The sequence below is a fragment of the Methylobacterium sp. NPDC097929 genome, assembly GCF_049543375.1.
In the GTDB taxonomy this organism is placed as follows: domain Bacteria; phylum Pseudomonadota; class Alphaproteobacteria; order Rhizobiales; family Beijerinckiaceae; genus Methylobacterium.
Genome location: NZ_JBMVEP010000008.1, coordinates 128804 through 152591, shown reverse-complemented (window position 1 = coordinate 152591; position 23788 = coordinate 128804). Strand labels below are relative to the sequence as shown.

Sequence of the window (23788 nt, the reverse complement as noted above, 5' to 3'; positions counted from 1 at the left end):
CCGGAGCGATGCCTGCTTAGGGGAATTTCCTCTCGGTGGCGATGCGCCGACCCGCCGGCGGAGAGCCGGCGGGTGGCAGGGGCGCGTCAATGCAACAGGATCGCCGTCTTCTGGAGCGTGATCAGCACGCCGATTGCGAGCGGCACGCCGACCGCCGCCCAGGCCAGCACCACGAGCACGGGCGAGGCCGTGCGCTCGGCTGTCGGCGTTGCGCCGAGCGAGGACTGGGTCGCCGGGCGGAGAGCGGCGGGCGTTGCCTTCTCCTCGGCCATGTAGTGACGCGCCGCGACCGGCCGGACCAGGAGGTTGCAGATCAGGCCGAGGACGAGGAGCCCGGCCAGGATGTACATGGTCTGGTTATAGGCCTGCGCGTTGGGCAGGCCCGCGGCGATCTGGTACTCGCGCAGGTAGTTGACGAGCACCGGGCCGAGGATGCCTGCCGTCGCCCAGGCCGTCAGCAGACGGCCGTGGATCGCGCCGACCATCTTGGTCCCGAACATGTCGGCGAGATAGGCCGGCACCGTGGCAAAGCCGCCGCCATACATCGAGATGATGATGCCGACCGCGAGCACGAAGAACAGCGTCGTGCCGAGGCCCGCCAGCGTCGGCACCGCGGCGTAGAGCACGATGCCGAGCAGGAAGAAGATCGCGAAGGTGAGCTTGCGCCCGAGCCTGTCCGACGAGGTCGCCCACAGGAAGCGTCCGCCGATGTTGCACAGGCTCAGCAGCCCGGTGAAACCCGCGGCGATGGCCGCGATCTGCGCCTTCTGCGCGGCGTCGAGTTGACCGAAAGGAACGTCGAGCCCGATCAGGCGGCCGCCGAACATCTCCTGCAGCATCGGCGAGGCCATGCCGATCACGCCGATGCCGGCCGACACGTTGAGGCAGAGCGCGGCCCAGATCAGCCAGAATTGCGGCGTGCGGGTCGCGACGCCGAGATCGACGTTGCGCGACGAGACCATTGCGCTCTTGCTCGTGGCGGGCGGCGTCCAGCCGGCCGGCTTCCAGTCCTCGCGCGGCACGCGGTAGCCGAGGGCACCCGCTGTCATGAACACGGCGTAGATGACGGCCATCGCCGCGAAGGTCTGCCAGACGCCGACGGAGGTCGGGGTCGCGAACTGGCGCATCAGCCAGTCGGCCAAAGGTGCGCCGATCATCGCGCCGCCGCCGAAGCCCATGATCGCCATGCCGGTGGCCATGCCGCGCCGGTCGGGAAACCACTTGATCAGCGTCGAGACGGGCGAGATGTAGCCGAGACCGAGACCGATGCCGCCGATGACGCCGGAGCCGAGCCAGAGCATCCAGAGCTGGTGCAGGTAGACGCCAAGCGCGGAGATCAGCAGGCCGCCGCACCAGCACAGGGCCGAGACGAGGCCGGCCTTGCGCGGCCCGGCGCGCTCCAGCCAGCCGCCCCAGATCGCCGCGGAGCAGCCGAGCAGCACGAAGAACAGCGTGTACATCCAGCCGAGCTGGCTGATCTTCCAGTCGCAGCCCGTCGCAACCAGGGAACCGAGGAAGCCCATCTCGGCCGGGCAGGCGACCGGCTGCGTGATGCCGACGGCGCGCGAGAGCGGCAGCCAGAACACGCTGAAGCCGTAGGCCATGCCGATGCAGAGATGGATCGCGAGTGCGGCCGGCGGCACGAGCCAGCGGTTGAAGCTGGGTGCGGCGACGGTGCGCTCACGACTGAAAAAGCCGGGTTCGACGGCAATGCTGACGGACATGAATCCTCCTGGCGCGATTCCTCGAGGTGCGGTCTTCGCCGCCCTTCGGAGATCTCGACAGCAATGTCCGAGCCATCTGCGCAGAAATTGATTTTATCGATGCGACGCAATGATTTGATTAAATCCGGCACCGGAGATCGTCTGGACAAATTGTCGACTTCACCCGCTCTTGGCGGCTTCGAGGATGGACAAAATGACCTTGCTCTTCGCCCGCCCGATGCCAATTCTCGGCCGCGTGCATCGACTGCCACGCTTCGATCGCTTCCTCATCCAGATCCGCAAAGCCGGTCCCGCAGACGCTCCGCCGCCGCGACAGCCTCGGGCGACAGGGGAGCGGGGCGTCCGGCGCCCGATTTCAGGGCGAGCAGGACGGGGGCGTCTTGACAAGAGCCGTGCGTCACAAGCGACTCCATGGAAGTGCTATATTGAAACAGATATAACGAGCGTGACGCAGAACGGGCGCCTTGGCCGGAGCCATTCCGAGCCGGAGACCTTATGCGGCCGGATCGACCGGTTGCGTCAGGCGGGCCAGGAACGGAGCGGCCGCCTTCTCGGCGGCGCGCTCGATCGCCCGGTAATGCGCGACGACGTCGGTGCCGAAAGCCGAGAGCCGGGCCCCGCCGCCCGCCTTGCCCCCGATCTGCGCCTCGATCACCGGGCGCCCGAAGCTCTTGTTCATGTCCTCGACGAGGAGCCAGGCCCGGCGGTAGGACATGCCCAGCGCCCGCCCCGCGGCGGAGATCGAGCCGTGCTCGGCGATCGCCTCGAGAAGTTGGACCTTGCCCGGCCCGATCCGCCGATCCGGCCCGAGATCGATGCGGATGCTCAAGCGGGCCATCGGTCTCCTCGCGCAGTTCGATGGGTTCTAAGCGCCCGAAGGGACGAAGACGAGGTCGGCGTCATCGCTGCCGACGCGGGCCGATGCGCTCTCCCCTTCAAAAGCCAGGAATGAGATCGAAGCGGATGACCGTGACCGGATCGCCCGGCGCGGCCGGAGGCGCATCGGCCGGGCGGATGACGAGGGCGTCGGCAGGGGCGTCGGCAAGCGCCAGCCCCGTCAGCGTGGCGTTGTCCTGAGCCGCCAGGACGGAACACTCGGGCGACGGCTCCGTCCTCAGCGCATCCCGTCCCTCGGGAAGAGCCGATCGGCCCTGGTCGAGGCTATGCTTCACCGTATATAGCGTGAGCGGGGCTGCACGCCGGCCCGGCTGATTCGGGCGCCATCATCGCGGAGACACGCGCATGTTCACCTGCACGGGCGATGCGGCGACCGGCGCCGGGACAAAGCTGGCACTCTTCTCCTTCGAGCGCCGTGATCCGGGCGCGAACGACGTCGCGATCGAGATGATCCCGATCGATCGGATCGAGAGCGCTTACGGTCGCCTGCTGAAGAGCGACGTGAAGCACTGCTTCGTCATCGACATGGCGAGCCTGCCCAAGGCCGCCGGAACCCCCTCCCCTCGTTCGACACAGGATCGTTCCCGTATGGCCATGCTCTCCCGCACCCGTTTTCTGGCCGGTCTCCTCGCCATCACTCTGGCGGGGACACTTCCCGCATCGGCGGCGGAAGCGCCGACCGTGTTCGCCGCCGCGAGCCTGAAGAACGCCCTCGACGACATCGCCGGACGCTACGCCAAGGAGGACAAGCCGGCCCCCAAGGTCTCGTACGCGGCCTCGAACGCGCTGGCCAAGCAGATCGAGCAGGGCGCGCCTGCCGACCTGTTCTTCTCGGCCGACCTCGACTGGATGGACTATCTCGCCAAGAAGGATCTCATCCGGCCCGACACGCGGGTGAGCCTTCTGGCCAACAGCATCGTGCTGATTGCTCCGAAGGACGCGACCGTCGAGGTGAAGATGGCCCCCGGCCTCGATCTCACGCCGGCGCTCGGTTCCGGCAAGCTCGCCATGGGCAATGTCGATGCGGTGCCGGCCGGCAAGTACGGCAAGGCGGCGCTGGAGAAGCTCGGCGGCTGGGCGGGGGTGAAGGACAGGATCGCGCAGGCCGAGAGCGTGCGGGCGGCCCTGCTTCTCGTCTCGCGCGGCGAGGCGCCGCTCGGCATCGTCTACGCCACCGACGCGGCGGCGGACGCGAACGTGAAGATCGTCGCCACCTTCCCCGCCGACAGCCACCCGGCGATCGTCTACCCGGTCGCGATCACCAGGGATTCGCGCAATCCGGACGCGCCGGCCCTGCTGAGCTATCTGCGCGGACCGGCCGCCAAGGCGGCTTTCGAGAAGCAGGGTTTCACCGTGCTGAACCATTCGGCCACTGCCGCGCCGTGATGGACCGGCTCACGCCCGACACGTGAAGGCCGTGCCCGACACGGGCGTGCACCGGCCGCTGTGCCCCATGTGATCGGCGACCTGTTGCTCCCGGGTTTGGGCGCGGGGTTCGCGGCGATCGGCATTCTGTTCTCGTTCCGCTGGACCGGCGCGGCGCTCGCCTGCACGGTGATGGGCTTCCCGCGGATGGTGCGGGCGATGCGGCTGTCGGCCGTCGCCGTCCGTATCATCATCGGCGTCGCCCGGAAGAACCGCACAGCACCCTGCGCCTCAGGGCGCGCTTGAGCCAGCCAGAAGGACCGCCGCGATCTTCACGCAAGCGGGGTGCGCGGCAGCCGGAGCCGGCGTTGGGACGGTGGGCTGCCAGACGAGGAAATCGGTGCCCGTGCGCGTGCCGCCGAGCGCGTAGACGGCCGTGCGGCCGGCGCGGGCGCCCTTCCCCTCGACCGCAATCGACATTCGGAAATTCTGGCGTGGGGAAGGGACGGGAGCTGCCCCGCCCGGCAGCGAGCGACCGGCGGAGGGCCGAACCCGGGCGATCAGGGCAGCGAGGTCGAAGCGACCGCCCTCGTTGTAGACGGTCAGCACCGGTCGCAGGATCGCGGCGACATCCGGCGTCATCGAAGGCAGTCGCTCGATCTCGTCCACGCTGGCGAACGGTGCATTGCGCGGCCCCCATATGAGACCGCGAGCGCGGTATTGCGGCAGTTCGGCGCCGCCATGGGGTTCGGGCTCATCGTCGGCGTCGCGGTAGTCGATGATTTCGGCGGCGACGGCGAGGACCGTTCGGTCCGGCACGCCGAGCAGGCGGAACGCCTCTTCCATCGCCGGCCGCGGGGTCTTGTTCAGGTCGATGAGGCGCCCCTGGTCCTGCAACGACACGAAGGCGGTCCGGCCATGGTCGAGGGGACAGGCGACGACGGTGCCGTCTTCCGGGAGGTCGAGGCCGGCGAGGCGGTAGGTTCGCCGCACGCCGAGATCGTAGGCGATCAGACGGGTGATCCCGTCGGCGATCCCCTGGAGCTGCACGATCTGTCCGCGCGCCTGCGTCAAAGCCGTGCTGGAGCGGACCTGCAGCAGCGCGCCGGCCAGGATCGCGCTCACCACGGTGAGGATGCCGAGCACCGACAGGAGGACGAAACCGGCCTCCTGCTCCGAGCCGGGCTGCGTGCGGCGCACGCCCGCGGACGGGCTCCGCGGGTTCATCGCCGGTTGCCGAGAGCGATGACGAGCGGGGTCCAACGCCGTGGGTCACCGGGCGCGAAGACGATCTGGATCTCGACGAGGCCGGGCAGGCGGCCAGCCTCGTCGCCAGCCGGTGGCCAAGCCGGGTACCAAGTCGGCCGGGTGCCATCCTTGAGCGCCCCGAAATAGCGGATTGAAAAACCGGCGATGCCTTGCAGCAGAACTTCCGACGGTTCCGAGACCCCGCCCGCGCGCGTCAAGCCCGGCAGGCTTTCGAGCGGCGCGCGGCTCTCGACGAGGTCGAAGCGACCGTCGTCCCGTGGAAGGCCGTTCAGGGCGACGGTGAGATCAACGGGCCGTTCCAGGGTCTGATCGGCGCCGATCGCGGCCCGCAGGCCGTTCGGTCCGCCCTGCAGGGCCGGACCTGCCCCGTCGATCCGACGCGGCGTGAGACTGCCGAGCGTCCGGCGCAGGTGTTCCCGGACGGATTGCACCTCTTCCACGGTTGCGGCGAAGCCAGCCGCAGCCGAGGCCGTGCCCGCCACGCGGATCGCACTGACCATCAACACGCCGAGCAGCGCCGCCAGCGCGAGGCAGACGACCATCTCGATCAGGGTGAAGCCGGCCTCCGACTCAGCTTCGGCCATCAGCGTCTCCCGAGGTCAGCGTCGTGTAGACCGCCTCGCTCCCCGCTTCGCCGCGGAACACCTGAATCAGAAAGAAGGGGGGGACGTGCATCCGGCCGAAGGCCGGTCGGGTATCGGTGACACGAAGCGTCCAGACGCGGCCGTCCGAGAAGGTGCCCTGGACCAGTCCCGGCCGGAGCGGGCCTGCCGCGACGTGGCGCAGCGCGATGCCCTCGGCCTCGTCCAGGCTGACCCGCGCGCTGTCGAGGCGACGGATGCCGGTGGCGGTCGAGCCGGCGATCTCCAGGGCGACGATCGTGCCGAGGCTCGCCACCGCGAAGGCCACGAGCACCTCGGCGATGGTGAAGCCCGCCTCGCCCGGAGGCGGCGGCCGCCCGGCGCCCCCGCGGGTCAGTCGGCGGAAACGTCGCCGCAATCGCTGAAGGCGGCTCAAGGCTGCGGCTCCCAGCGCACACGGCCGGTCAGGGGCGCGACCGTCACGACCGCCCCGGCCCTCCGTCCGAGAAGCGCGATGCGCCCGCCCGAGGCGCTGCCGTCGGGCAGGAGCCGGATTTCGCCCGGTGCGCCGCGGCCCGAAGCCGGAACGGTCACGCTGACCTGAAGGGCTTCGGCCGGGATCGGCGCTGCGCCCGGACGGGAGCTGAGGAAGCGGCCTGCCTCCGGGTCGTAGACGAGACGCACGGTCTGGCCCGTGCGGATCGCCTCGGCCCGCAACCGGTCGATCTCGGCCGCGATGCTGCCGGCAATCCGGCCCGGCTGCCGCGTGCCCTCGGCCAGGACGATGGAGCGCGAGCCGAGGGTGGCGGCGAGGGCGAGGATCGCCAGCGTCACCAGCATCTCGATCAGCGTGAAGCCGTCGCAGGCCGTCGCCGCCGGCCGCTCGAGGCACGCTCCGCCGCTCATGGCTGGCTCCTGTTCTCCCGGTCTGCCGGCCGTGCAGCCACCTGACCCTGCCCGGGTCGACGCTACGGCGTATTCCTTTCGGATCGATGCCGTCCGCCGCCCCGAGGCCAGATGCATCGCGGCCGTGCCCGGTCACGGCGGATCGGGCACGGCCGCGGTTGCTGGATCAGAGAGCGCCCCGCCGGGCCGAGGTCGGCTTAGGCGGGGCGCACGGACCTCACTGGGTCAGGACGGCGCTCGAGAAGGTCTGGTTGGCGCCGCCGGTGCAGGCCCAGACCACGGTCGCGGCGCCGGCCTGGGGCGAAATCCCGAGGACATCGACACAAAGATTGGGCGCCGCCGCCGTGAGGAGCGCGTTGCCGCCGCCCTGCGCCCGCGTCGTCCAGGCCTGGTTGGCGCCACCGTGGCAGCCCCACTGGTAGACCTGCGTGCCGTTGGCGAGCGGCGGGCGTTCCAGGCTGGCGTCGAGGCACTTGCCGCTGGCGGCGTTGACGAGGGCCGAGCCGCCCGCGACCGCCCGCACCCGCCAGAGCTGTTCGGCGGAACCGGTGCAGACCTGCTGGGTCACGGCCGCCCCATCGTTGCCGTTGCCGGCGGGCACCGAGAGGCACAGCCCGGAATGCCCGGCCCTGAGCGGCATGCCGGCCGTATTGCCGGTTCCGCCGCCAGTCCCACCCCCGGTCGCGGTGCCGCTGCCCGAGAAGGTCTGGTTGGCGCCGCCGGTGCAGGCCCACGCCACCGTCGCGGCCCCAGCCTGGGGCGAGCCCCCGAGGACGTCGAGGCAGAGGTTGGCCGCAGCCGAGACGTAGGCGTTGCCGCCGCCCTGCGCCCGCGTCGTCCAGGCCTGGTTGGCGCCGCCGTGACAGCCCCACTGGTAGACCTGGGTGCCGTTGGCGAGCGGCTGGCGTGCGAGGCTGATATCGAGGCACTTGCCGCTGGCGGCGTTGACGAGGGCGGAGCCGCCCGCGACCGCCCGGACCCGCCAGAGCTGCTCGGCGGAACCGGTACAGACCTGCTGGGTCACGGCCGCGCCGTCGTTGCCGTTGCCGGCGGGCACCGAGAGGCACAGCCCGGAATGCGCGGCCTTGAGGGGATTGCCGGCCGTATTGCCGGTTCCCCCCCCGGTCGCGGTGCCGCTGCCCAAGAAGGTCTGGTTGGCGCCGCCGGTACAGGCCCACGCCACCGTCGCGGCCCCGGCCTGGGGCGAGACCCCGAGGACGTCGAGGCAGAGGTTGGCCGCAGCCGAGACGTAGGCGTTGCCGCCGCCCTGCGCCCGCGTCGTCCAGGCTTGGTTGGCGCCGCCGTGGCAGCCCCACTGGTAGACCTGGGCGCCGTTGGCGAGCGGCTGGCGTGCGAGGCTGATATCGAGACACTTGCCGCTGGCGGCGTTGACGAGGGCGGAGCCGCCCGCGACCGCCCGCACCCGCCAGAGCTGCTCGGCGGAACCGGTACAGGCCTGCTGGGTCACGGCCGCGCCGTCATTGCCGTTACCGGCGGGCACCGAGAGACACAGCCCGGAATGCGCGGCCTTGAGCGTCGTGCCCTCGGCCCCTCCCGTACCGCCGGGATCCGTCCCCGGATTGGTGCCGCCGCCCGTGCCGCCGCCGGTTCCGGAGCCGCCGCCTGCGGTGTCGCCATTCCCGCCGCCCCCGCCATTGCCCGGCGTCGCCGGCGTGCCGAAGATCGGCGTCATCGATTGCGTCGGCGCGGCGACCGGGCCGACCCCGATGATCACACCGGGAGATGGAACGCCGTTACGGTCGATCGCGATCAGCTGGTAGTAGCCGGGCGGCACCACGTTGCCGGAGGGCGGTCCCTGGAACGAGACGGCCTGATCCGTCTGGGTGAAGGCGACCGGGTAGCGGCGCTGCGTGAAGTTGAAGCTGTGGGTGACCTGGCTCAGCCCGATCAGCACCACCTGCGCGATTCCGTTCGGCGATCCGAACTCGAACTGCATCGTCTGGCCGTATTGCAGCCGGTTCGTCGTCAGGCTGAGGATCTGCGGACGCGGCGCGAGGGCAGCCCGGCCGTTCACGGTCGTGAACAGGTAGGGCGGATAGTAGAACTCGGCGTTCTCGTTGAGGACGGGACCGGGGGCGCCGCCGCCGGCGACGACCAGCGCCCCGTTCTGCAGCAGCATGGCCGAGGAGTGATAGCCGCGGTAGATCGCGCCCGAAGCGCCGACCGACCAGCGGCCGGTCCTCGGGTCCCAGTTCTCGCTGGACAGCACCACGTCGCCGCCGCCGCGGTCGTTGTAGCGGCTGCCGCCGGTCACGAGCACCTGACCGGTGGGCAGCACGGTCGCGTTGGCCCAGCTCCGTCCCGTGGACATTGGGGCGGTCTCGGTCAGGACCGGCGCGGCCCCGTTGATGTCGATCAGCGTGGCGCGGCTGCTCGACAGGAAGCCCTCGCCGTTGGAATAGGCGTTGCCGCCGACCTGGATGATTTTGCCAGGCTCGTACATCGCGGCGGTCGAGTTGGGCCCGACATTCGGCGCGTCGGCCGCCGTGCGGGCCTCGCGCTGCGCCTCCCGGAACGGCAGGGTGCGGACCGATCCGTTCCCGGCCGCGTCGAGGTACCACATCCGCTCGGAGGAGATGCCGAAGACCTGTCCGTTCGGCGCGATCCAGGCGCGCGGATACCAGAACCGGTTGAAATCCGGGCCGAAGGCCTCCCGGCTGTTGGCGCCGAACAGGCTGCGCCAAGTGTTTCCGTCATAGACCTCGGGGGTCATTCCGGTCATCCAGCCGCGGCCGATATCGCCGTCGGGATCGGCCCATCCGCCGAGATAGGGATAGGAGCCGCCCACGATGACCTGCTGCCCGTTGGGCAGGGTGAGCATGGTGGAATAGTAGCGGTCGTGGGCGAGTTGCGCCGCCGTGGCGGTCACGCCGTTGGCCGCCGCGTTGAGGACCGCGCTGCCCTTGTCGTTGCCGTCCTCGAAGATGCCGCCCGGGATCAGGAGCGAGCCGTCCGCCTGGAAGGCCTGCGCGGCGCAGAAGCTGTTGACCCGCCGCGGTCCCGGCAGGATCACGTGGCTGTTGCGGTCGAGGCCGCTATAGGGATCCCAGATCGCGAAGGTGCGTCCGTCCTGAACGTCGGGCCGGCCGCTGGCGGTGCCGAAGGACACGACCTTGCCGCTGGGCAGCAGGCCCATGTGCATCGCGTTCATCGGCCAGGGGCGCACGCCCGACCACATGCCGAGGGTCGGCGCGCTGTCGGGGATCTGGAGCCCGGCAAAGAGCGGGTCCTGCGCCGGATTGACGACGATGCCGAAACGGGCGGCCTCGGCGGAATGAAAACCCGTCGCCAGCATCGTGGCCGAGAGCAAGGCCACTTGGCGGGCACGCGCCCACCTCCGGCCCTCGGCCGGCTTCAACCGTGTCATGATGTACTCCCCCTTTTTTGTTGGAAGATCAGGCAGGATCCCGGGCCGCACCGCGTGGCGGGCGGCCGACCCCGTCCTCGAAGGTCTCGAGAAGAGTGAGGTCCTGCAGCAGGCGCGCCCCGTCGACCGGGTCGCTGCCGTAGGTCATCGCCATCCGGCCGGTCCGATCGAAGACGAGGATGGTCGGCGGCGGTTCGGGAAGGGCCCCGGGCGGATAGCGGAGCGCCGCGGCGAGCGCCGCGGTCGAAGCCTCGTCGCTGTCGAGGAAGCGCAGCCGGGTGGCCCGGCCGAGCAGGCCTTCGGCAAAGGCGCGCAGGCGCGCCGGGCCGCCGCGGGCCGGGTCCGTGTCGATGGCCAGGAAGGCCACCCGATCGCGCAAGGGAGCGGGCAACGCATGCGCCAGCTTGTCGAGGTCGAGCGTACGCACGGCGCAGGTGATCGTGCATTCGGCGTGGACGAAGGACACGACGACGAGCCGGTCGCGCAGGGCGTCGGGCCGGAGACGGTCGCCGTGCTGGTCCAGCCGGCGTGGCGGCGCGGCGCCCGGCCACAGGAACGCGTCGAGTTCGCTACGCCCGCTCTGCCGCGGGTCGCGATCGGCCCCGGCTTTGCCGGATGGGAGGATGGCGGCCAGGACAAGAGTCAGACACGCCGCCGCGATCTTCTTCGACATCGACAACACTGCGGGAGGAGCGACCGGAACGGGCGCCGAACGTTGCAAATGTTGGTCGCGAAAGATTGACAGGGGGTGACGCTTGCCGGGCAAGGTGTTCGCCTCTTCCAGTATCCTCAATAAATCCTGACGACCCATCTGCAAGATCGAGGCCTGATCAAGGTGGGTCGATTCAATATATTAATGTAGCATTCCAGAACCCTACATCTCGATCTGAAATCGATCATGTCTCAAATCGACATCGCAACATGACGATCGGTTTCGACTTTCTTTGAACCCGTAATAAAATGGCCCATCACGGCATATGCTGATGAAATCGGAGTGATTGGGCCAACATCGACCCATTCGTACGGATCGACCCGCTCCAAATCCAGAATGGACTGGCAACACATTCGCCTTGCGTCAAATGATAAAATTCGCGCTCGATCCACACGTCTTGCACCGCGAAAATCATTTCGGCATCAATACGGAGGAAATCGGATGATTATTTTATAACTTAGGTTATATATCGAGATATATACTGTTAAAGTTTTTCCTCTCCGCAAGTCCGATGCAGTCTTTCACGAATCGCGCGACGCATTTCAACTCCTCATTAACCATAAATCCCTAGCGTCCCGCTGCGAACGGATCGGGGCGTGAAAGGTCGGCGACGACATGAGGTGGGGGGCATATGTCGTCGGAGCGGGGCTCGTCTTCGCCGCCTCCGGCGCGGCGCTCGCCGCCGAGCCGGCGGAGGGCCTCGGCCCGGCGGCCGGGGCATCCGTCACCGCGCGGCGCGGGTCCGCCGGCATCGTCCTGCGCGGGACGGACCGACTGGTGGGCGGCGAGGCCCCGGCCCGGGCGCCGCTGCCGGGCGGGATGGTCACGCTCAATCTCATCGAGGCGCCCCTGCCGGTGGCGGCGAAGGCGGTCCTGGCCGACACCCTCGGCTGGGGCTACACCCTCGACGAGCGCGCCTCGGGCACGATCACCCTGCAGACGGGCGGTCCGATCACGCGCGACGGGCTGCTGGCGATGTTCGAGACCGCGCTGGGAAGCCGCGGCCTCCTCCTGCGCCGCCGGGGACGCACCGCCCTGATCGTGCCGTTCGACGGCGCGGGCGTGCAGCCGGTGCAGGGGCCGAGCGCGGAGGCCGGGGCCGTCGTCGTCCCGCTGCGCTGGATCGCCGCCGCCGAGATGCAGGCCATCCTCGCCTCGGCCGCCCCGCGCGAGGTCGTGCTTCGGGCCGACCGCACGCGAAATTTGCTGATCCTGTCGGGGGATGCCGGGCAGATCCGGGCGTTACGCCAGACCATCGAGGTGTTCGACGTCGATTGGATGCGCGGCATGTCGACGGCGATGCTGCCGGTGCGCAGCGTCAATCCCCGCACCATCGCCCGCGATCTCTCGCAGATCTTCAACGGCGAGGTCGCCGGAACAGGCGACATGATCCGTTTCGTGCCCAACGAGGCGCTCAGCGCGATCCTCGTGGTCACCTCCCGCGCGGTCTATCTCGATCGCGCCCGCGCGTGGCTCGAGCAGCTGGAATCGCTCGCCGCCGAGCGGGAGCGCCAGCTCTTCGTCTACCGCATCCAGAACCGCTCGGCGAAGGAACTCGCCCAGGTACTCCAGGGGGTCGTCGCGGCCGAGACCGGCATGCCGGTCGGATCCGGCGCCGCGGCGGCCGGCTTCGCGACCGGCGGCGCGGCCTACGGCGGCATCGGCTCGGACATGTCCGGAGCCGGCGTCGGGCCGGCCGGATACGGCAGCAACCCCGCGACCTTCGGTGCGGGGTCGGCGGCCATGGGGAGCCAAGCCCCGGGTCAATCCTCGTCCCAGGCCTTCGGAGGCTCGGGCTTCGGAGCGGGCGCATCGGCCGTGACGAGCCCGGCCTCGACGGGGCTCGGCTTCGGGCAGGCCGGTCCCGCGCCGAGCGTCGTGGGCGGCGGCCCCTACGGCGGGGTGCAGCCGTTCGGAGGGGGCTACGGTGCGGATCCGGGCGCGATGGGGGGCTATGCCGGGGGCTACGGGCGGCGCGATGCCATCGGCATCGTCGCGGACGAGGCCAACAACAGCCTCGTCATCTCGGCCACGCGCGACCAGTACGACAAGATCCTGCGCATCCTCGGCCGCCTCGATGCGATGCCGACCCAGGTGTTGCTGGAGACCGTGATCGCCGAGGTGACCCTCAACAACGACCTGCGCTTCGGGGTGCAGTGGTTCCTGAACAACGGCCGGTCGCAGTTCAACAACGTCCAGAAGGACACCTTCGGCAACGGGTCCGTTTCCGGCACCCAGGCGCTCATCAAGGCTGCGGCGGGGGGCGTGCCGGGCTTCAACTACCTGCTGAACGCCGCCGACTTCAACGTCGTGCTCAACGCGCTGCAGGGCGTGACGCGGGTCAACGTCATCTCCTCGCCCAACATCACGGTGCTCGACAACCGCACCGCCAAGCTGCAGGTCGGCGATCAGGTGCCGATCGTGCAGCAGACCGGCCAGAGCGCCCTGTCCGCGAACGCGCCGATCCTCAACCAGATCGAGATGAAGGACACCGGCGTCATCCTCTCGGTGACGCCGCGGGTCAACAAGAACGGCCTTGTGGTTCTCGATATCAATCAGGAAGTCAGCGACGTCGTGAAGACGACGACATCGGCCATCAACTCGCCGACCATCCGCCAGCGGCGGGTGGCCACGAGCGTCGCGGTGAGCGACGGTCACAGCCTCGCCATCGGCGGCCTCGTCCAGGAGAAGGCGCAGATCGTCAACGAGGTCGTCCCGGTCCTGGGCGACCTGCCCGTCGTCGGACCCGCCTTCCGCAACCGGGTCGACGAGCGCGTGCGCACGGAATTGATCGTGTTCATCCGGCCCAAAGTGATCCGCGGGACGGCGGAGGCCGACCGCATCGCCGAGGATTTCCGCCAGCAGCTCAAGGCGATGATGCCGATCCGGCCCGTGCCGGCCCCGCCGCCGATGGCGGCCCAGCTCCCGGGCATCGAAGGCATCCTCAGACGGATGATCGACTGAGCGCTCCGTCGCCGGGATCCGGCGGCGCCCGCGTCAGCGCCTCAGGGCCGGGGCGAGCGGCAGCGGGCGCAGCGTCGCCGGAGGGCCCATGAACGCCGCCGTGAAGGGCCGCCCGCCCTGATCCACGCTCACGCTGTCCGCCGTGATCGCCGTGATGCGCCAGTCCCCGCGCCCCTCGCCGGGACCGAGCCAAACCCGATCCGGCGTCCCGTCGTCGATCAGCGCGCGCGCCGCCGCCCCATCGAGCAGGATGCCCCGCACGATCAGGACGGGGCGGTGCGGCTCGCCCTCCAGAACCGCGTCGCGGCTGCCGCGCGCGGTCCAGTCGCGCCGGCTGGGATCGAACAGGGGCCGGAGCAACGCGGTCTCGCCGGGACGGGGCGACGCGACGGCCGCGGCTGGCGGCGGCGCCGGATCGACATGGACGGGCCAGGCGAAAGCCGCCGCCGCCAAGGCCGCCGCCGCGGCGAACAGGGCGCGCGGCCCGGCGCCGCTGGCGGCGAGGGTACGCAGCCCGGCATCGAGCGAGGGTCTCGTCGCGCGCCTCGTGACCGACCTCATGGTCCCCGCCCTCCCGCTTCCGGCTTCGGGAGCGGCACGAGCCCGCGCACGGTCAGGCGCGCGCGCATCACCGTCGGCCGGCCGGTCTCGGCGTCGGCGGGCCGCTGAAGGCTGAGATCCGCCTCCTCGACGGCGATCAGCGGCGCCTCGCTTTCGAGGACGTGCAGGAGGCCGTACAGCCCCTCGGCGGTGCCGCGCAGGTCGGCGCGCAGGCGCGGCAAGGTCGGCTCGGCCGGGTCCGGCTCGACCGTGGCCGTGTCGATCACCGCGGCGCGCTCCGCGGCGAGCGCGTCGAGACGGGTGCGGAAGGCGGCGAGCAGAGCCTCCGCATCCGCCGCGACGAGGGGCGCCCGCTGCGGAGGTCGGAGGGCCGCCGCCTGCGCCCGCGTGAGCCGCTCGCGGGCCGCGGCGATCTGCTCCTGCGCCTCGATCGCCCCCGAAACGGGGCCCACGGCCAGGGCGACGATCAGGGCGAGCGCCACGATCCCGAGGAGCGGTGCCCGCAGGGCGGGCGGGAGCGGCGGCATCCTCACGGCTGCGCCCCGCGATCGGTGCGTGGCAGGAGGACGACGAGACGGCGCCTCCCCTCGGCACCGGAGGAGGATTCCTGAAGGAACGGTGCGCCGAACCCCGGCACGCGGGCCAGCGCGGCGAGCGCCGCGGCCTCGTCCGCGACCGAGAGGGTCAGCTGCGCGCCGTCGGCGTCGACGTGCAGCTCCGTGGCCGAGGCGGAATCCGGCAGTGCCGCGGCCAGCGCGTCCCAGGTCCGGGCGAGCGGCGGGGCGCGGCGGGCCAGGATCGCGGCGGTGCCGGCCAGGATCGGCTGCGGCACCGCCGGCCCGGCAACCCGGCGCGCGTCGGCGAAGGCCGTGTCGAGAGCGGAGAGGGTCGCATCCTGATGAGCGCGAAAGCCCCAGAAGGCGGTCAGGAGGAGCAGAGCCGCTCCCGTCAGAAGCGCGAGGTTGCCCCGGCTCGGCCCGACGAGGCCCTGGAAGGTGCGGTGCCCCCCCGTCAGGAGATCGACCGGCATGGTCCGCGTCTCGTCGGTCCCGACCGTGACCGGGCCCGCCGCGATGCCGGCCTCCGCGAGGGCGGCGAGGAGCGGATCGAGCCGTCCCCGCTTGACCACGACGTGCCGGACACGAAGCATCCGCGCCGGCACGTCCTCGCTCTCGACGTACCAATCGCTGTGCACGCTCTCGGGCTTGAAAGGCGTGGTCGCCTCGAGCTCCTGCCCCAGCACCGCGCGCATCCGCGGCAGGGCGGCGCTCGGCAGGCTGAGCGAGCGGATGAAGCAGAGAGCTGGATCGAGCAGGATCTTGGCGCTCACCCCGGCCTGAGCGCCGCGGATCGCGTCCAGGCGCGCGACGACATCGTCGGCGCCCGGATCGAGCCGATGCGTGCGGGGCTCCGCCTCGCGCCGGTCGATCACCGTGACGTCCGTCGCGCCGGGGGCGCCGAGCCGGATCAGGAGGGGCGCGGCCTCGCGGTCGGTTCGGACCTCGCCGAGACCGAGCCAATGCGCCGTGGTGTCGAGGCCTTCGCGCAGGGCCGTGCGCCCGGTCGCGCCGAGCGGGGGGAGCACGCGTCCCGGCGCGGGGGCTTCGATGGCAGGCACGGATCGGACGGTCCCGGAAGGCGGGCCGCGAAGGGCGGGCCGCGAGAGGACTTGTTAAGGCTGGCGGTGTTTACGTCGGCTTAAAGGACCCGTCTCCGGCGCGGGGCCCGGGACGGCGGGCACCCGGGCGCGTTCGGCGCGGTCCCGAGGGCCGCACCATGCTGAGCGTCTGGGGTTCGAAGAGCCGTCCGCGGCGGATCCGACCGGACCAGCGCGGCCAGAGCCGGGACCGCCGGGACACCGCCCGCGCCTTCGTTGAAGCCCTCGCCGCCAAGGGCCTCCTCGACGCGGCCGGGCACGAGCGTGCGCTCGCCGCCCTCGACCTGCCGGGCAAGCGGCCGCTGCCGGTCCTGCTCGCCGAACTCGGCCTCGTTTACGAGGCGGCCCTCGTCGCCGCCCTGTCGGAGGCGACCGGGCTCGACGTGCTGCAGGAGTCCGATCTGCCCCCCGCGCCGGTCCTGCCCGAACTGATCGGCGCCGATTACTGCGCCCGCGCCCGGGTGCTCCCGCTGGCCGAGGCGCCCGGCCGCCTCGTCGTCGCCCTGGTCGATCCATTCGACCCTGACATTCCGGCCGCCCTGGCGCATTTGACCGATCGGTCGATCGCGTGCCGCCTCGTCGGCCCCGGCAGCTTCGAGCGGGCCCACCGCGCCCTCTACGGCGACGCCGCCTCCGACGACGAGGGCGGCGCCCTCGACGACGACCTCGCCCGGCTCGCCGACGTGGCGAGCCAGGCGCCGATCGTGCGCCTCTCCGCCCGCCTCGTGCGGAAAGCCTTCGAGCTGTCGGCCTCCGACATTCACTTGGAAGCGGAGGAGGCCGACATGCGGGTGCGCTACCGCGTCGACGGCGTGCTGGTCGAGGCCGAGCGGCTGGCCAAATCGATGCAGCTCGCGCTGACCACCCGCATCAAGATCCAGGCCGGGCTCAACATCGCCGAGCGGCGCCTGCCGCAGGACGGGCGCATGAAGGCGCCCGACCGCGGCCAGGACGTCGACATCCGCGTCTCGACCCTGCCCACCGCCCACGGCGAGAGCGTGGTGCTGCGCATCCTCGACGGGTCGCGCCGGGTCGAGGATTTCGCCTCCCTCGGTTTCGATGCGCCGGCGATCCGTCGGATCGAGGCGATGACGAGCCGCCCCAACGGCCTCGTCCTCGTCACCGGCCCGACCGGCTCGGGCAAGACCACGACGCTCTACGCGGCCCTGCGGCGCATCAACGGGCCGCATCTCAAGGTCGTGACGGTGGAGGATCCGGTCGAGTACCGGATGGCCGGCGTCAATCAGGTGCAGGCCCATCCCGGCATCGGCCTCGACTTCGCCGCAGCCCTCCGCTCGATCCTGCGCCAGGATCCGGACGTGGTGATGGTCGGCGAGATCCGCGACGGCGAGACCGCCCGCATCGCTGTGCAGGCCTCGCTCACCGGCCATCTCGTGGTCTCGACGCTGCACACCAACTCCGCCCCCGCCACCATTACCCGGCTGATGGACATGGGCGTCGAGCCCTACCTCATCGCCGCGACGCTCAACGGCGTCGTCGCCCAGCGCCTCGTGCGCCGGCTCTGCGCCGCCTGCGCGACGCCCGCCCCCGCCACCGATCAGGAGCGCCTGCGCCTCGGGGTCGAGCCGGGCTCCCCCTTGAGCCTCAAGCGCGCCTGCGGCTGCGCGGCCTGCAACGGCAGCGGCTATCGCGGGCGGATGGTCGTGTCCGAGATCATGCCGCTCGACGGGGACTTGCGCGGGCTGATCGCCTCGGGGGCCGGCGAGGGGCCCATCGCCGCCCGGGCGCGCGCCGCCGGCATGGCGAGCCTCGTCGAGAGCGGCCGGGCCCGGGTGATCGCCGGCGACACCACCCTCGACGAGATCGCCCGCGTGCTGGAGGGTCAGATCTGATGCCGCGCTTCGCCTACCAGGCCTACGCCGCCGACGGCAGCGCCCGCGCCGGCCGGATCGAGGCCGACAACCGCCAGCGCGCGGTGGCGCAGCTGCGGGCCGACGGGCTCCAGGTCTTCGCCATCGAGCCCGCCGCCGCCTCGGCCTCGATCTGGACCCGCGACCTGTTCGGCCGCGACCGGGTCGACGACGCCGCGCGGCTCGCCTTCCTGCGGGAATTCGGAACGCTCATCGGGGCCGGGCTCACCGTCGACCGGGCGCTGCGCCTCGTCGAGCGGCAGGCGTCGGCCGCGCTCAAGCCCGTGCTGGCCGACATTCTCGAGCGGGTGGTCGCCGGCGCCTCGCTGTCGCGGGCGATGGCGGCCCATCCGCAGGCGTTCTCCCGCGACATGGTCGACATCGTGCGGGCCGGCGAGGCGACCGGCACGCTCGAGGCGGTGATCGGCTCGCTGACGAGCGCGATCGAGCGCCGCGACGCCGTGCGCCGCCACCTCACCTCGGCGATGATCTACCCGGCCCTGCTGGTGCTGATGGCGATCGGGACGCTGGTGATGATCGTCGTGGTGCTGGTGCCCGCGCTCACGCCGCTGTTCGAGGGCAGCGGCCGCCCGCCGCCCTTCGCCATGCGCGCCGCCGCGGCTTTGGGCGACGCGATCAGCACGGGCTGGCCGGTGATGCTCGGCGGGGCCGCCCTCGTCGGCCTCGTGCTCGCCCGGATCTGGCGCGAGCCCGGCTTCGCCGCCGCCCGCGGACGGCTGGCTTTGCGCCTGCCGCTGGTGCGCGAGATCGTGACGGGGATCGAGCTCGGGCGCATCTGCCGGGTGCTCGGCACGCTGCTCTGCGCCGAGGTGCCGATCCCGGACGCGGTGGCCGCCACGCGCCCGCTCGCGGGCAACCGGGTGTTCCGCGCCGCCCTCGACGAGGCGGGCCGCCGGCTCACCGAGGGCGGGAGCCTCGCCTCGGGCCTCGCCAGCCTGAAGCCGCACGCGCCCTCGACCCTCAACCTCATCGCAAGCGGCGAGCAGGTGAACCGCCTCGGCCCCGTCCTCCTCCACGCCGCCGAGATGCACGAGACCCAGACGCGCCAGCGCATCGACCGCCTGCTCGCGCTCCTCACCCCCCTGGTGACCGTGACCATCGGCGGCCTGATCGGCGGCCTGATCATCTCGGTCATGGGCGCGATCATGAGCGTCGGTCAACTCGTGCAGTGATCCGGAAGGCCGGGCCGCCGCCGCGCGCCCGACCCGCCGAACGCCCTCAACCGAGGGCTCCGACCCACAGCGCCACGTGCAGCCCGAGGGCCAGGAACGGACCGAAGGGCAGCCGGAACGCCCGATCCACCCGCCGCCCCGCGAGGGCGGCCAGTGCGAGCGCCGCCAGCGCGCTGGTGCTGGCCACGAGCAGCAGCAACGGCAGGCCGGCCAAGCCGGTCCAGGCGGTGGCGGCGGCGATGAATTTCACGTCGCCCAGACCGAGCCCCGTCCGCCCGCGCAGGCGCGCATAGGCGGCGCGCAAGGTCCAGAGCAGCAGGAACGCGCAGGCCGCCTGGGCCAGGCTCGCCCCGGCCGCCGCGAAGGCGGGACCGTGAAGAGCGGCACAGCCGACCCCGAGAACGAGCAGGGCGAGGTTCAGCCCATCGGGAATGATGCGGCGGCGCAGGTCGATCAGGCTCACCGCGAGGGTGAGCGGCAGCGGCAGCAGCGCCGCGAGGGCCGGGTCGCCGAGATCCACAGCGCTTCAGGCCGAGACCAACCGCGCCATGAGGGCGGCGATCCGGCTCTCCTGCGCGCAGGTGATGCCCAGCGGCACCGCCCGCATCGGATGCGGTGCCACGGTTTCCGTGCCGTCGCGGTCGCGCGCGCGCAGATCCGCGACCGGAGCGGGCGACATCGGCGCGGCAGCCGAACCCGAGCGGCGAAGACGGGCGCCGATCCGGCGCCGGAGCGCTTCCCAGGACGGGAGGTCGGGAACCGGATCCGGTTCGCCGCCGTCGGGCCGCGCGCCGAGGCTGCGCCGACGCAGAAACTGCCAGAAGGCGTAGGCCGCGAGGCCGGCGGCGACCAGGGCGGCAGACCAGAGCGCCAGCAGGAGGCCCGCCGTGACGCGCCCGTTCAGCTCGCGCATGAGGCCCAGCGCGAAGGCCGTGTACCACGAGACACCCGAGACCGCCCCGGAGATCAGGAAGACCCCGGTGCGCAGGCGCGAAACGCCGTCGAACATCGGCCGGCTCACGTCGCGCAGCACGCCCGGCAGGACGAGGGCATGGATCAGCCATCCGTTCACCGTCAGCACCGCGACCACCGTGATCTTGGCGACCAGCTTCGGGTTCGAGAGCTTCTCGGGTGCCTCGACTGCATAGACGGCCAGGAAGCCGAGGCCCGAGACCCAGAGGAGGACGAGCCCGACCGTCACCACCTTGCTGACGAACAGGAAGGTGCGCGCGATCTCGTTCGGCAAGCCGCCCCAGCGCATCCAGCGCAAGATCCAGAAATCGAGCATCGTCGCCCCGCCGAGGCCGAAGCACAGGCCGAGCAGGTGAAGACCGACCAGGATCGTGAGCAGCCGGACGGGCGGCAGCGGCGCCGGCAGCGGCAGGCTCAGGAGCGTCTCGGGCGCGGCCGCGAACGCCGCCGGCCCCTGAAACGCGAACAGGTTCACCGCGAGCACGATGAGCAGAACCGGCACCGGGCGCCGGAGCTTCGAGATGATACCAGGCCGCCGCATGAACGCCCCCGGAGCCGCAATCGGGTCGAATCCCGGCGGTTCTCCCCCAGGACGATCCCACGGAAGACATAACAAAGATCAAAAAATTCCGGTGTATCTCGGTCCGGATCGCCCCCGAAGCCGAGGCAAGGCAGGGGATTCTTAGGCTTCGCACCCCATCGTCGGCCCATCCACTCGCGATTTGGACGGCGGCGACGATGTCTCACCCAGAGCGGGGTTCAGAGCGGGACGACGCCTGCGCCCGGTCGGCCGAAGCCGGGTTCTCCCTGGTCGAACTCCTCGTCGTCCTCGCGATCATCGGCATGATCGCCACGATGGTGACGCCGCAGGTGATCGGCTATCTCGGCCGCGCCAAGAGCGAGACGGCACGCATTCAGGTCAAGAATATCGCTCAGGCGGTCGAGCTATACTATCTTGATCAAGGGACCTACCCGACGGGCCAGCAGGGCCTTCAGGCCCTCGTCCAATCCACGGGCGCGACCTGGCGCGGCCCGTATATCCGGGACACTCGAGGCCTGATGGATCCGTGGAACCAGCCCTATCTCTACCGTTCCCCCGGCTCGAAAGGCAAACCCTACGAGATCTACTCTCTGGGCAGCGACATGAAGGTCGGCGGCTCGGACGACGCCTCCGACGTCGCGAGCAACTGATTTCGTGGCCATCCGGAAACCTTGATGTCTGGTTGCACGGCACACCCTGTTCCGAGGGGTGAGCACCCGGCCGCAGGCGAAGGCGTCGAGGCTCGGCGGGACGCCATCATCCTGCTCGGCCTCGAAGGTCACGCTGTTCCCCTCGGCCAGGGCGCCGCGCAGGAGCCCGGCGTAACTCTCGGACGCGAGGTGGCGAACCGAGGCCGGCAAGAGGAACGGGCGGATGACGATCGGAGCAACTGCCATTCACGCCGATCTCAACTTACACAGATACGTTATTTTACCGATGCATGACCGGAGGATTTGGACAGCCACCATCCTCCTTGGCGTGGTGAGCTTTTCCGGCGTGACCCGACTGACGCGATGCCGGGCCAGTCAAGAGAACCATACAATGGGAGAGAGCTGTAACGACACTCGGAATTGATTAATGTTATGCAGCTAAGTCCAGTCTGTCGGAATGATAATGCAGTCGGACGACATGACTCATGGTAGACTAAATGCCCCTGGGCTCGAAGAGAGCTCCGCCCTCTTGCCCGCCCTCTTGCAAAGTCATCTGGCCGCGATCTCGACGGCAATCGAGCGGACGCGGCGGGAGATCGCCGACCTGCGGCATGAACAAGAGGCCGGCCGCACCTGCGACGAGTTGAACGCTGTGGTTCAGGGGACCGAGCAGGCCACCGACACGATCCTCTCGACCTCGGAGGCCGTCGACGCCCTGGCCCGCGGCATCGCGAGGCGGGCTCGGGACGACGCCACCCGGGCGGACGCGAAGGCCATCCAGGATCAGATGCAGACGATCTTCGAGGCCTGCAACTTCCAAGACCTCACCGGCCAGCGCATCTCGAAAGTGGTGAAGACGATCGAGTTCGTCGAGGAGCGGATCGCCGAGATGATGCGCCTCTGGTCCGGCCCGGACGCAGCGCCGGCTGCGCCGAAACCGGCGCGTCGCGAGCGTCGCGGCGAGGCCGCGCTCCTGAACGGTCCGGCGCTCCCCGGTGCAGCGTGCGTGTCCCAGGACGCCATCGACGCGATGTTCCCGTAGTCCGTCCGGCGGCGAGATCCCACGATGCGGCAGATCCTCCTGATCACGGACGGTCCGGACCGGAGCGCGGATCCTGCGGGCGGCCTCGATCTCGGCTTGGCGTATCGGATCCACGATCGGCGGGCTGACGCGGCCGATGCGATCCCTCAGGGAATGATGGGGCCTCGAGCCTGTACTGGTGAAGGCCTTTCACCCGATCGCAACGGCTTTCACGCTAAGCTTCCCCCCACGGCATATGACTTCGTTTTGACGGGCTCGCCATGCACATCGTCCTCGTCGATCCCAGTGGCGTGATCCGCAAGACGATCTCGGGAATGCTCGTCTCGGCCGGGCACACCGTGGTGGCGTTCTCGGACTCGGCCGCGGCGCTGGCGCATGTCGGTGCCGACCCTTCCGTCACCTGCGTGCTCACCAGCCTCGAGGTGCAGCCGCTCGACGGGCTGGAGCTGTGCTGGTCGCTGCGGGCGCTGGCCGACGACCGGCGTCCGCTCACCATCCTGGTGATGTCCTCCGCGCGGGAGAATCGCCCGCTGGACGAGGTGCTCGATGCCGGCGCGGACGATTTCCTGATGAAGCCGCCGGAAGCGCAGGAACTGCGGGGGCGCCTGCGCTCGGCCGAGCGGGTGCTGAAGCTGCAGCAGGCGCTGATCCGGCAGGCGGACACCGACCACCTGACGCAACTCCTCAACCGCGGAGCGCTGATGCGTCAGGCTCGGGCGGCGGTTGAGAACGCGGCGGCGAGCCGGCTCCTGACGGTGATGCAGATCGACATCGACCATTTCAAGAGGATCAACGACCGGCATGGCCATGACGTGGGGGATCTGGTGATCCGGCACGTCGCCCAGATCCTGCGGGAGACCGGGACGATCGCCGGCCGGCTGGGTGGGGAGGAGTTCGCGCTGCTGATGCCGGGCCACGGCCTGGCCGGCGCGGCGGTGGTGGCGCACCGCATCCGCAGCCAGTGCGCCGGAACGGCGGTTCTGGAGCGGAGCAACCCGCTGCGCTTCACCGTCAGCATCGGGCTGAGCGAATGGTCGGAGGGCGACAGCGTCGGCTCGCTGCTCAAGCGGGCGGACGTGGCGCTGTACGCGGCCAAGGAAGGCGGCCGGGACCGCGTGGCGGTGACGAGCGCCGCGCTGAAGACCGAGTTCGTGAGCTAGAACATCGTCGTTTTCCGAAAGCCGGCGGCCCCCTTTCGGGACGATGCTCTCGTCGTCAGACTGGGGCCGCGCTCCGTCTCCCTCGGCGAGCGGGGATAGGGCACGGCTCGACAAGTCGGGCGGCGCGCGTGGTGGCGCGGAAGCGCCCGACCTCGGCGTTGGGATGCTCGGATCGGCGCGACAGCTCGGCGGCGGAGGGCGGCCACCTGCGAGGCTGCCACACCCGCTTTCGGCAGCGCTCCGCGCCTGCGATTGTTCCCGGCCGCCGCACCCGTGCCGGCGTAGGCTTGGCTCACGTCGCGCAGAACCTCTCGGGTGGGTGCAGCTTGATCGGC

The 23788-nt window shown here is 70.7% G+C and carries 21 protein-coding genes and 1 pseudogene; 8 read left to right on the top strand and 14 right to left on the bottom strand.

Annotated elements, in window-relative coordinates; all coding sequences use genetic code 11:
- Positions 1–86 precede the first annotated feature (86 nt).
- The 3 genes from ACPCJR_RS18500 to ACPCJR_RS18490 form a co-directional block, all read right to left on the bottom strand.
- On the bottom strand, positions 87–1724 hold the full coding sequence (locus ACPCJR_RS18500; protein WP_391513225.1) for an OFA family MFS transporter: 1638 nt from the start codon (positions 1722–1724) through the stop codon (positions 87–89).
- A 493-nt stretch (positions 1725–2217) separates the two neighbouring features.
- Positions 2218–2562 carry a winged helix-turn-helix domain-containing protein gene (locus tag ACPCJR_RS18495; protein ID WP_391513227.1) on the bottom strand — a complete coding sequence of 115 codons (345 nt, stop codon included), beginning with the start codon at positions 2560–2562 and terminating at the stop codon, positions 2218–2220.
- Between the two features lie 97 nt (positions 2563–2659).
- Positions 2660–2896: a hypothetical protein gene (locus tag ACPCJR_RS18490; RefSeq protein ID WP_391513229.1), complete on the bottom strand. Its 237-nt coding sequence runs from the start codon at positions 2894–2896 to the stop codon at positions 2660–2662.
- Between the two features lie 319 nt (positions 2897–3215).
- On the opposite strand from ACPCJR_RS18490, the gene modA reads away from it, so the two are divergent.
- Both modA and ACPCJR_RS18480 read left to right on the top strand, forming a co-directional pair.
- Positions 3216–4007 carry a molybdate ABC transporter substrate-binding protein gene (modA, locus tag ACPCJR_RS18485; protein ID WP_391513433.1) on the top strand — a complete coding sequence of 264 codons (792 nt, stop codon included), beginning with the start codon at positions 3216–3218 and terminating at the stop codon, positions 4005–4007.
- 63 nt (positions 4008–4070) lie between these two features.
- Positions 4071–4229: pseudogene (locus ACPCJR_RS18480) on the top strand (molybdate ABC transporter permease subunit); the annotation flags it as partial.
- 48 nt (positions 4230–4277) lie between these two features.
- Here ACPCJR_RS18480 and ACPCJR_RS18475 read toward each other — a convergent pair.
- The 6 genes from ACPCJR_RS18475 to ACPCJR_RS18450 form a co-directional block, all read right to left on the bottom strand.
- The gene (locus ACPCJR_RS18475; RefSeq protein WP_391513232.1) at positions 4278–5213 is read right to left on the bottom strand and encodes a general secretion pathway protein GspK; all 936 of its coding nucleotides are present in this window, start codon (positions 5211–5213) and stop codon (positions 4278–4280) included.
- Positions 5210–5839: a prepilin-type N-terminal cleavage/methylation domain-containing protein gene (locus tag ACPCJR_RS18470; protein ID WP_391513234.1), complete on the bottom strand. Its 630-nt coding sequence runs from the start codon at positions 5837–5839 to the stop codon at positions 5210–5212. Before ACPCJR_RS18470 ends, ACPCJR_RS18475 begins: the two co-directional genes overlap by 4 nt.
- Complete coding sequence (locus tag ACPCJR_RS18465) at positions 5826–6272, bottom strand: type II secretion system protein (protein WP_391513236.1); 447 nt, start codon at positions 6270–6272, stop codon at positions 5826–5828. Before ACPCJR_RS18465 ends, ACPCJR_RS18470 begins: the two co-directional genes overlap by 14 nt.
- Entirely contained in the window at positions 6269–6742 is a 474-nt protein-coding gene (locus tag ACPCJR_RS18460; protein WP_391513238.1) for a GspH/FimT family pseudopilin, read from the bottom strand. The genes ACPCJR_RS18465 and ACPCJR_RS18460 overlap by 4 nt, the downstream gene beginning before the upstream one ends.
- Before the next feature lie 217 nt (positions 6743–6959).
- Positions 6960–10130, bottom strand: a complete 3171-nt coding sequence (locus tag ACPCJR_RS18455; RefSeq protein WP_391513240.1) for an RICIN domain-containing protein — start codon at positions 10128–10130, stop codon at positions 6960–6962.
- 28 nt (positions 10131–10158) lie between these two features.
- Entirely contained in the window at positions 10159–10941 is a 783-nt protein-coding gene (locus ACPCJR_RS18450; protein WP_391513242.1) for an SCO family protein, read from the bottom strand.
- A 516-nt stretch (positions 10942–11457) separates the two neighbouring features.
- Here ACPCJR_RS18450 and gspD point away from each other — a divergent pair.
- Positions 11458–13806: a type II secretion system secretin GspD gene (gspD, locus tag ACPCJR_RS18445; RefSeq protein WP_391513244.1), complete on the top strand. Its 2349-nt coding sequence runs from the start codon at positions 11458–11460 to the stop codon at positions 13804–13806.
- A 33-nt stretch (positions 13807–13839) separates the two neighbouring features.
- Here gspD and ACPCJR_RS18440 read toward each other — a convergent pair whose 3' ends face one another.
- From ACPCJR_RS18440 to ACPCJR_RS18430, 3 genes are read right to left on the bottom strand one after another with little or no spacing between them, the layout of a single operon-like run.
- Complete coding sequence (locus ACPCJR_RS18440; RefSeq protein WP_391513246.1) at positions 13840–14367, bottom strand: hypothetical protein; 528 nt, start codon at positions 14365–14367, stop codon at positions 13840–13842.
- On the bottom strand, positions 14364–14894 hold the full coding sequence (locus ACPCJR_RS18435) for a GspMb/PilO family protein (RefSeq protein WP_391513248.1): 531 nt from the start codon (positions 14892–14894) through the stop codon (positions 14364–14366). Before ACPCJR_RS18435 ends, ACPCJR_RS18440 begins: the two co-directional genes overlap by 4 nt.
- Positions 14895–14896: 2 nt before the next feature.
- Positions 14897–15985: a hypothetical protein gene (locus tag ACPCJR_RS18430; protein ID WP_391513250.1), complete on the bottom strand. Its 1089-nt coding sequence runs from the start codon at positions 15983–15985 to the stop codon at positions 14897–14899.
- A 158-nt stretch (positions 15986–16143) separates the two neighbouring features.
- Here ACPCJR_RS18430 and ACPCJR_RS18425 point away from each other — a divergent pair, with 158 nt between their 5' ends.
- A complete protein-coding gene (locus tag ACPCJR_RS18425; RefSeq protein WP_391513252.1) occupies positions 16144–17877 on the top strand; it encodes a GspE/PulE family protein in 1734 nt (577 codons plus the stop codon).
- Positions 17877–19088: a type II secretion system F family protein gene (locus tag ACPCJR_RS18420; RefSeq protein WP_391513254.1), complete on the top strand. Its 1212-nt coding sequence runs from the start codon at positions 17877–17879 to the stop codon at positions 19086–19088. The genes ACPCJR_RS18425 and ACPCJR_RS18420 overlap by 1 nt, the downstream gene beginning before the upstream one ends.
- A gap of 46 nt (positions 19089–19134) precedes the next feature.
- On the opposite strand, the gene ACPCJR_RS18415 is transcribed toward ACPCJR_RS18420, so the two are convergent.
- Together ACPCJR_RS18415 and ACPCJR_RS18410 are read right to left on the bottom strand one after the other, a co-directional pair.
- On the bottom strand, positions 19135–19608 hold the full coding sequence (locus ACPCJR_RS18415; protein WP_391513256.1) for a prepilin peptidase: 474 nt from the start codon (positions 19606–19608) through the stop codon (positions 19135–19137).
- Positions 19609–19614: 6 nt separating this feature from the next.
- The gene (locus ACPCJR_RS18410) at positions 19615–20601 is read right to left on the bottom strand and encodes a hypothetical protein (RefSeq protein ID WP_391513258.1); all 987 of its coding nucleotides are present in this window, start codon (positions 20599–20601) and stop codon (positions 19615–19617) included.
- Between the two features lie 197 nt (positions 20602–20798).
- Between ACPCJR_RS18410 and gspG the strand changes: the two genes are divergently transcribed.
- The 3 genes from gspG (at position 20799) to ACPCJR_RS18395 (ending at position 23453) form a co-directional block, all read left to right on the top strand.
- Positions 20799–21251 (top strand): type II secretion system major pseudopilin GspG, encoded by a 453-nt coding sequence (gspG, locus tag ACPCJR_RS18405; RefSeq protein WP_391513260.1) that lies wholly within the window; start codon positions 20799–20801, stop codon positions 21249–21251.
- A 529-nt stretch (positions 21252–21780) separates the two neighbouring features.
- The gene (locus tag ACPCJR_RS18400) at positions 21781–22293 is read left to right on the top strand and encodes a protein phosphatase CheZ (RefSeq protein WP_391513262.1); all 513 of its coding nucleotides are present in this window, start codon (positions 21781–21783) and stop codon (positions 22291–22293) included.
- Between the two features lie 260 nt (positions 22294–22553).
- Positions 22554–23453 (top strand): diguanylate cyclase, encoded by a 900-nt coding sequence (locus ACPCJR_RS18395; protein ID WP_391513263.1) that lies wholly within the window; start codon positions 22554–22556, stop codon positions 23451–23453.
- Positions 23454–23788 lie beyond the last annotated feature (335 nt).

Excerpts from the sequence above, each read along its gene's own strand:
- ACPCJR_RS18500 (WP_391513225.1), bottom strand. The coding sequence starts at position 1,724 with ATGTCCGTCAGCATTGCCGTCGAACCCGGCTTTTTCAGTCGTGAGCGC.
- ACPCJR_RS18495 (WP_391513227.1), bottom strand. The coding sequence starts at position 2,562 with ATGGCCCGCTTGAGCATCCGCATCGATCTCGGGCCGGATCGGCGGATC.
- modA (WP_391513433.1), top strand. The coding sequence starts at position 3,216 with ATGCTCTCCCGCACCCGTTTTCTGGCCGGTCTCCTCGCCATCACTCTG.
- ACPCJR_RS18475 (WP_391513232.1), bottom strand. The coding sequence starts at position 5,213 with ATGAACCCGCGGAGCCCGTCCGCGGGCGTGCGCCGCACGCAGCCCGGC.
- ACPCJR_RS18470 (WP_391513234.1), bottom strand. The coding sequence starts at position 5,839 with ATGGCCGAAGCTGAGTCGGAGGCCGGCTTCACCCTGATCGAGATGGTC.
- ACPCJR_RS18460 (WP_391513238.1), bottom strand. The coding sequence starts at position 6,742 with ATGAGCGGCGGAGCGTGCCTCGAGCGGCCGGCGGCGACGGCCTGCGAC.
- ACPCJR_RS18455 (WP_391513240.1), bottom strand. The coding sequence starts at position 10,130 with ATGACACGGTTGAAGCCGGCCGAGGGCCGGAGGTGGGCGCGTGCCCGC.
- ACPCJR_RS18450 (WP_391513242.1), bottom strand. The coding sequence starts at position 10,941 with ATGGGTCGTCAGGATTTATTGAGGATACTGGAAGAGGCGAACACCTTG.
- gspD (WP_391513244.1), top strand. The coding sequence starts at position 11,458 with ATGAGGTGGGGGGCATATGTCGTCGGAGCGGGGCTCGTCTTCGCCGCC.
- ACPCJR_RS18440 (WP_391513246.1), bottom strand. The coding sequence starts at position 14,367 with ATGAGGTCGGTCACGAGGCGCGCGACGAGACCCTCGCTCGATGCCGGG.
- ACPCJR_RS18435 (WP_391513248.1), bottom strand. The coding sequence starts at position 14,894 with ATGCCGCCGCTCCCGCCCGCCCTGCGGGCACCGCTCCTCGGGATCGTG.
- ACPCJR_RS18425 (WP_391513252.1), top strand. The coding sequence starts at position 16,144 with ATGCTGAGCGTCTGGGGTTCGAAGAGCCGTCCGCGGCGGATCCGACCG.
- ACPCJR_RS18420 (WP_391513254.1), top strand. The coding sequence starts at position 17,877 with ATGCCGCGCTTCGCCTACCAGGCCTACGCCGCCGACGGCAGCGCCCGC.
- ACPCJR_RS18410 (WP_391513258.1), bottom strand. The coding sequence starts at position 20,601 with ATGCGGCGGCCTGGTATCATCTCGAAGCTCCGGCGCCCGGTGCCGGTT.
- gspG (WP_391513260.1), top strand. The coding sequence starts at position 20,799 with ATGTCTCACCCAGAGCGGGGTTCAGAGCGGGACGACGCCTGCGCCCGG.
- ACPCJR_RS18395 (WP_391513263.1), top strand. The coding sequence starts at position 22,554 with ATGCACATCGTCCTCGTCGATCCCAGTGGCGTGATCCGCAAGACGATC.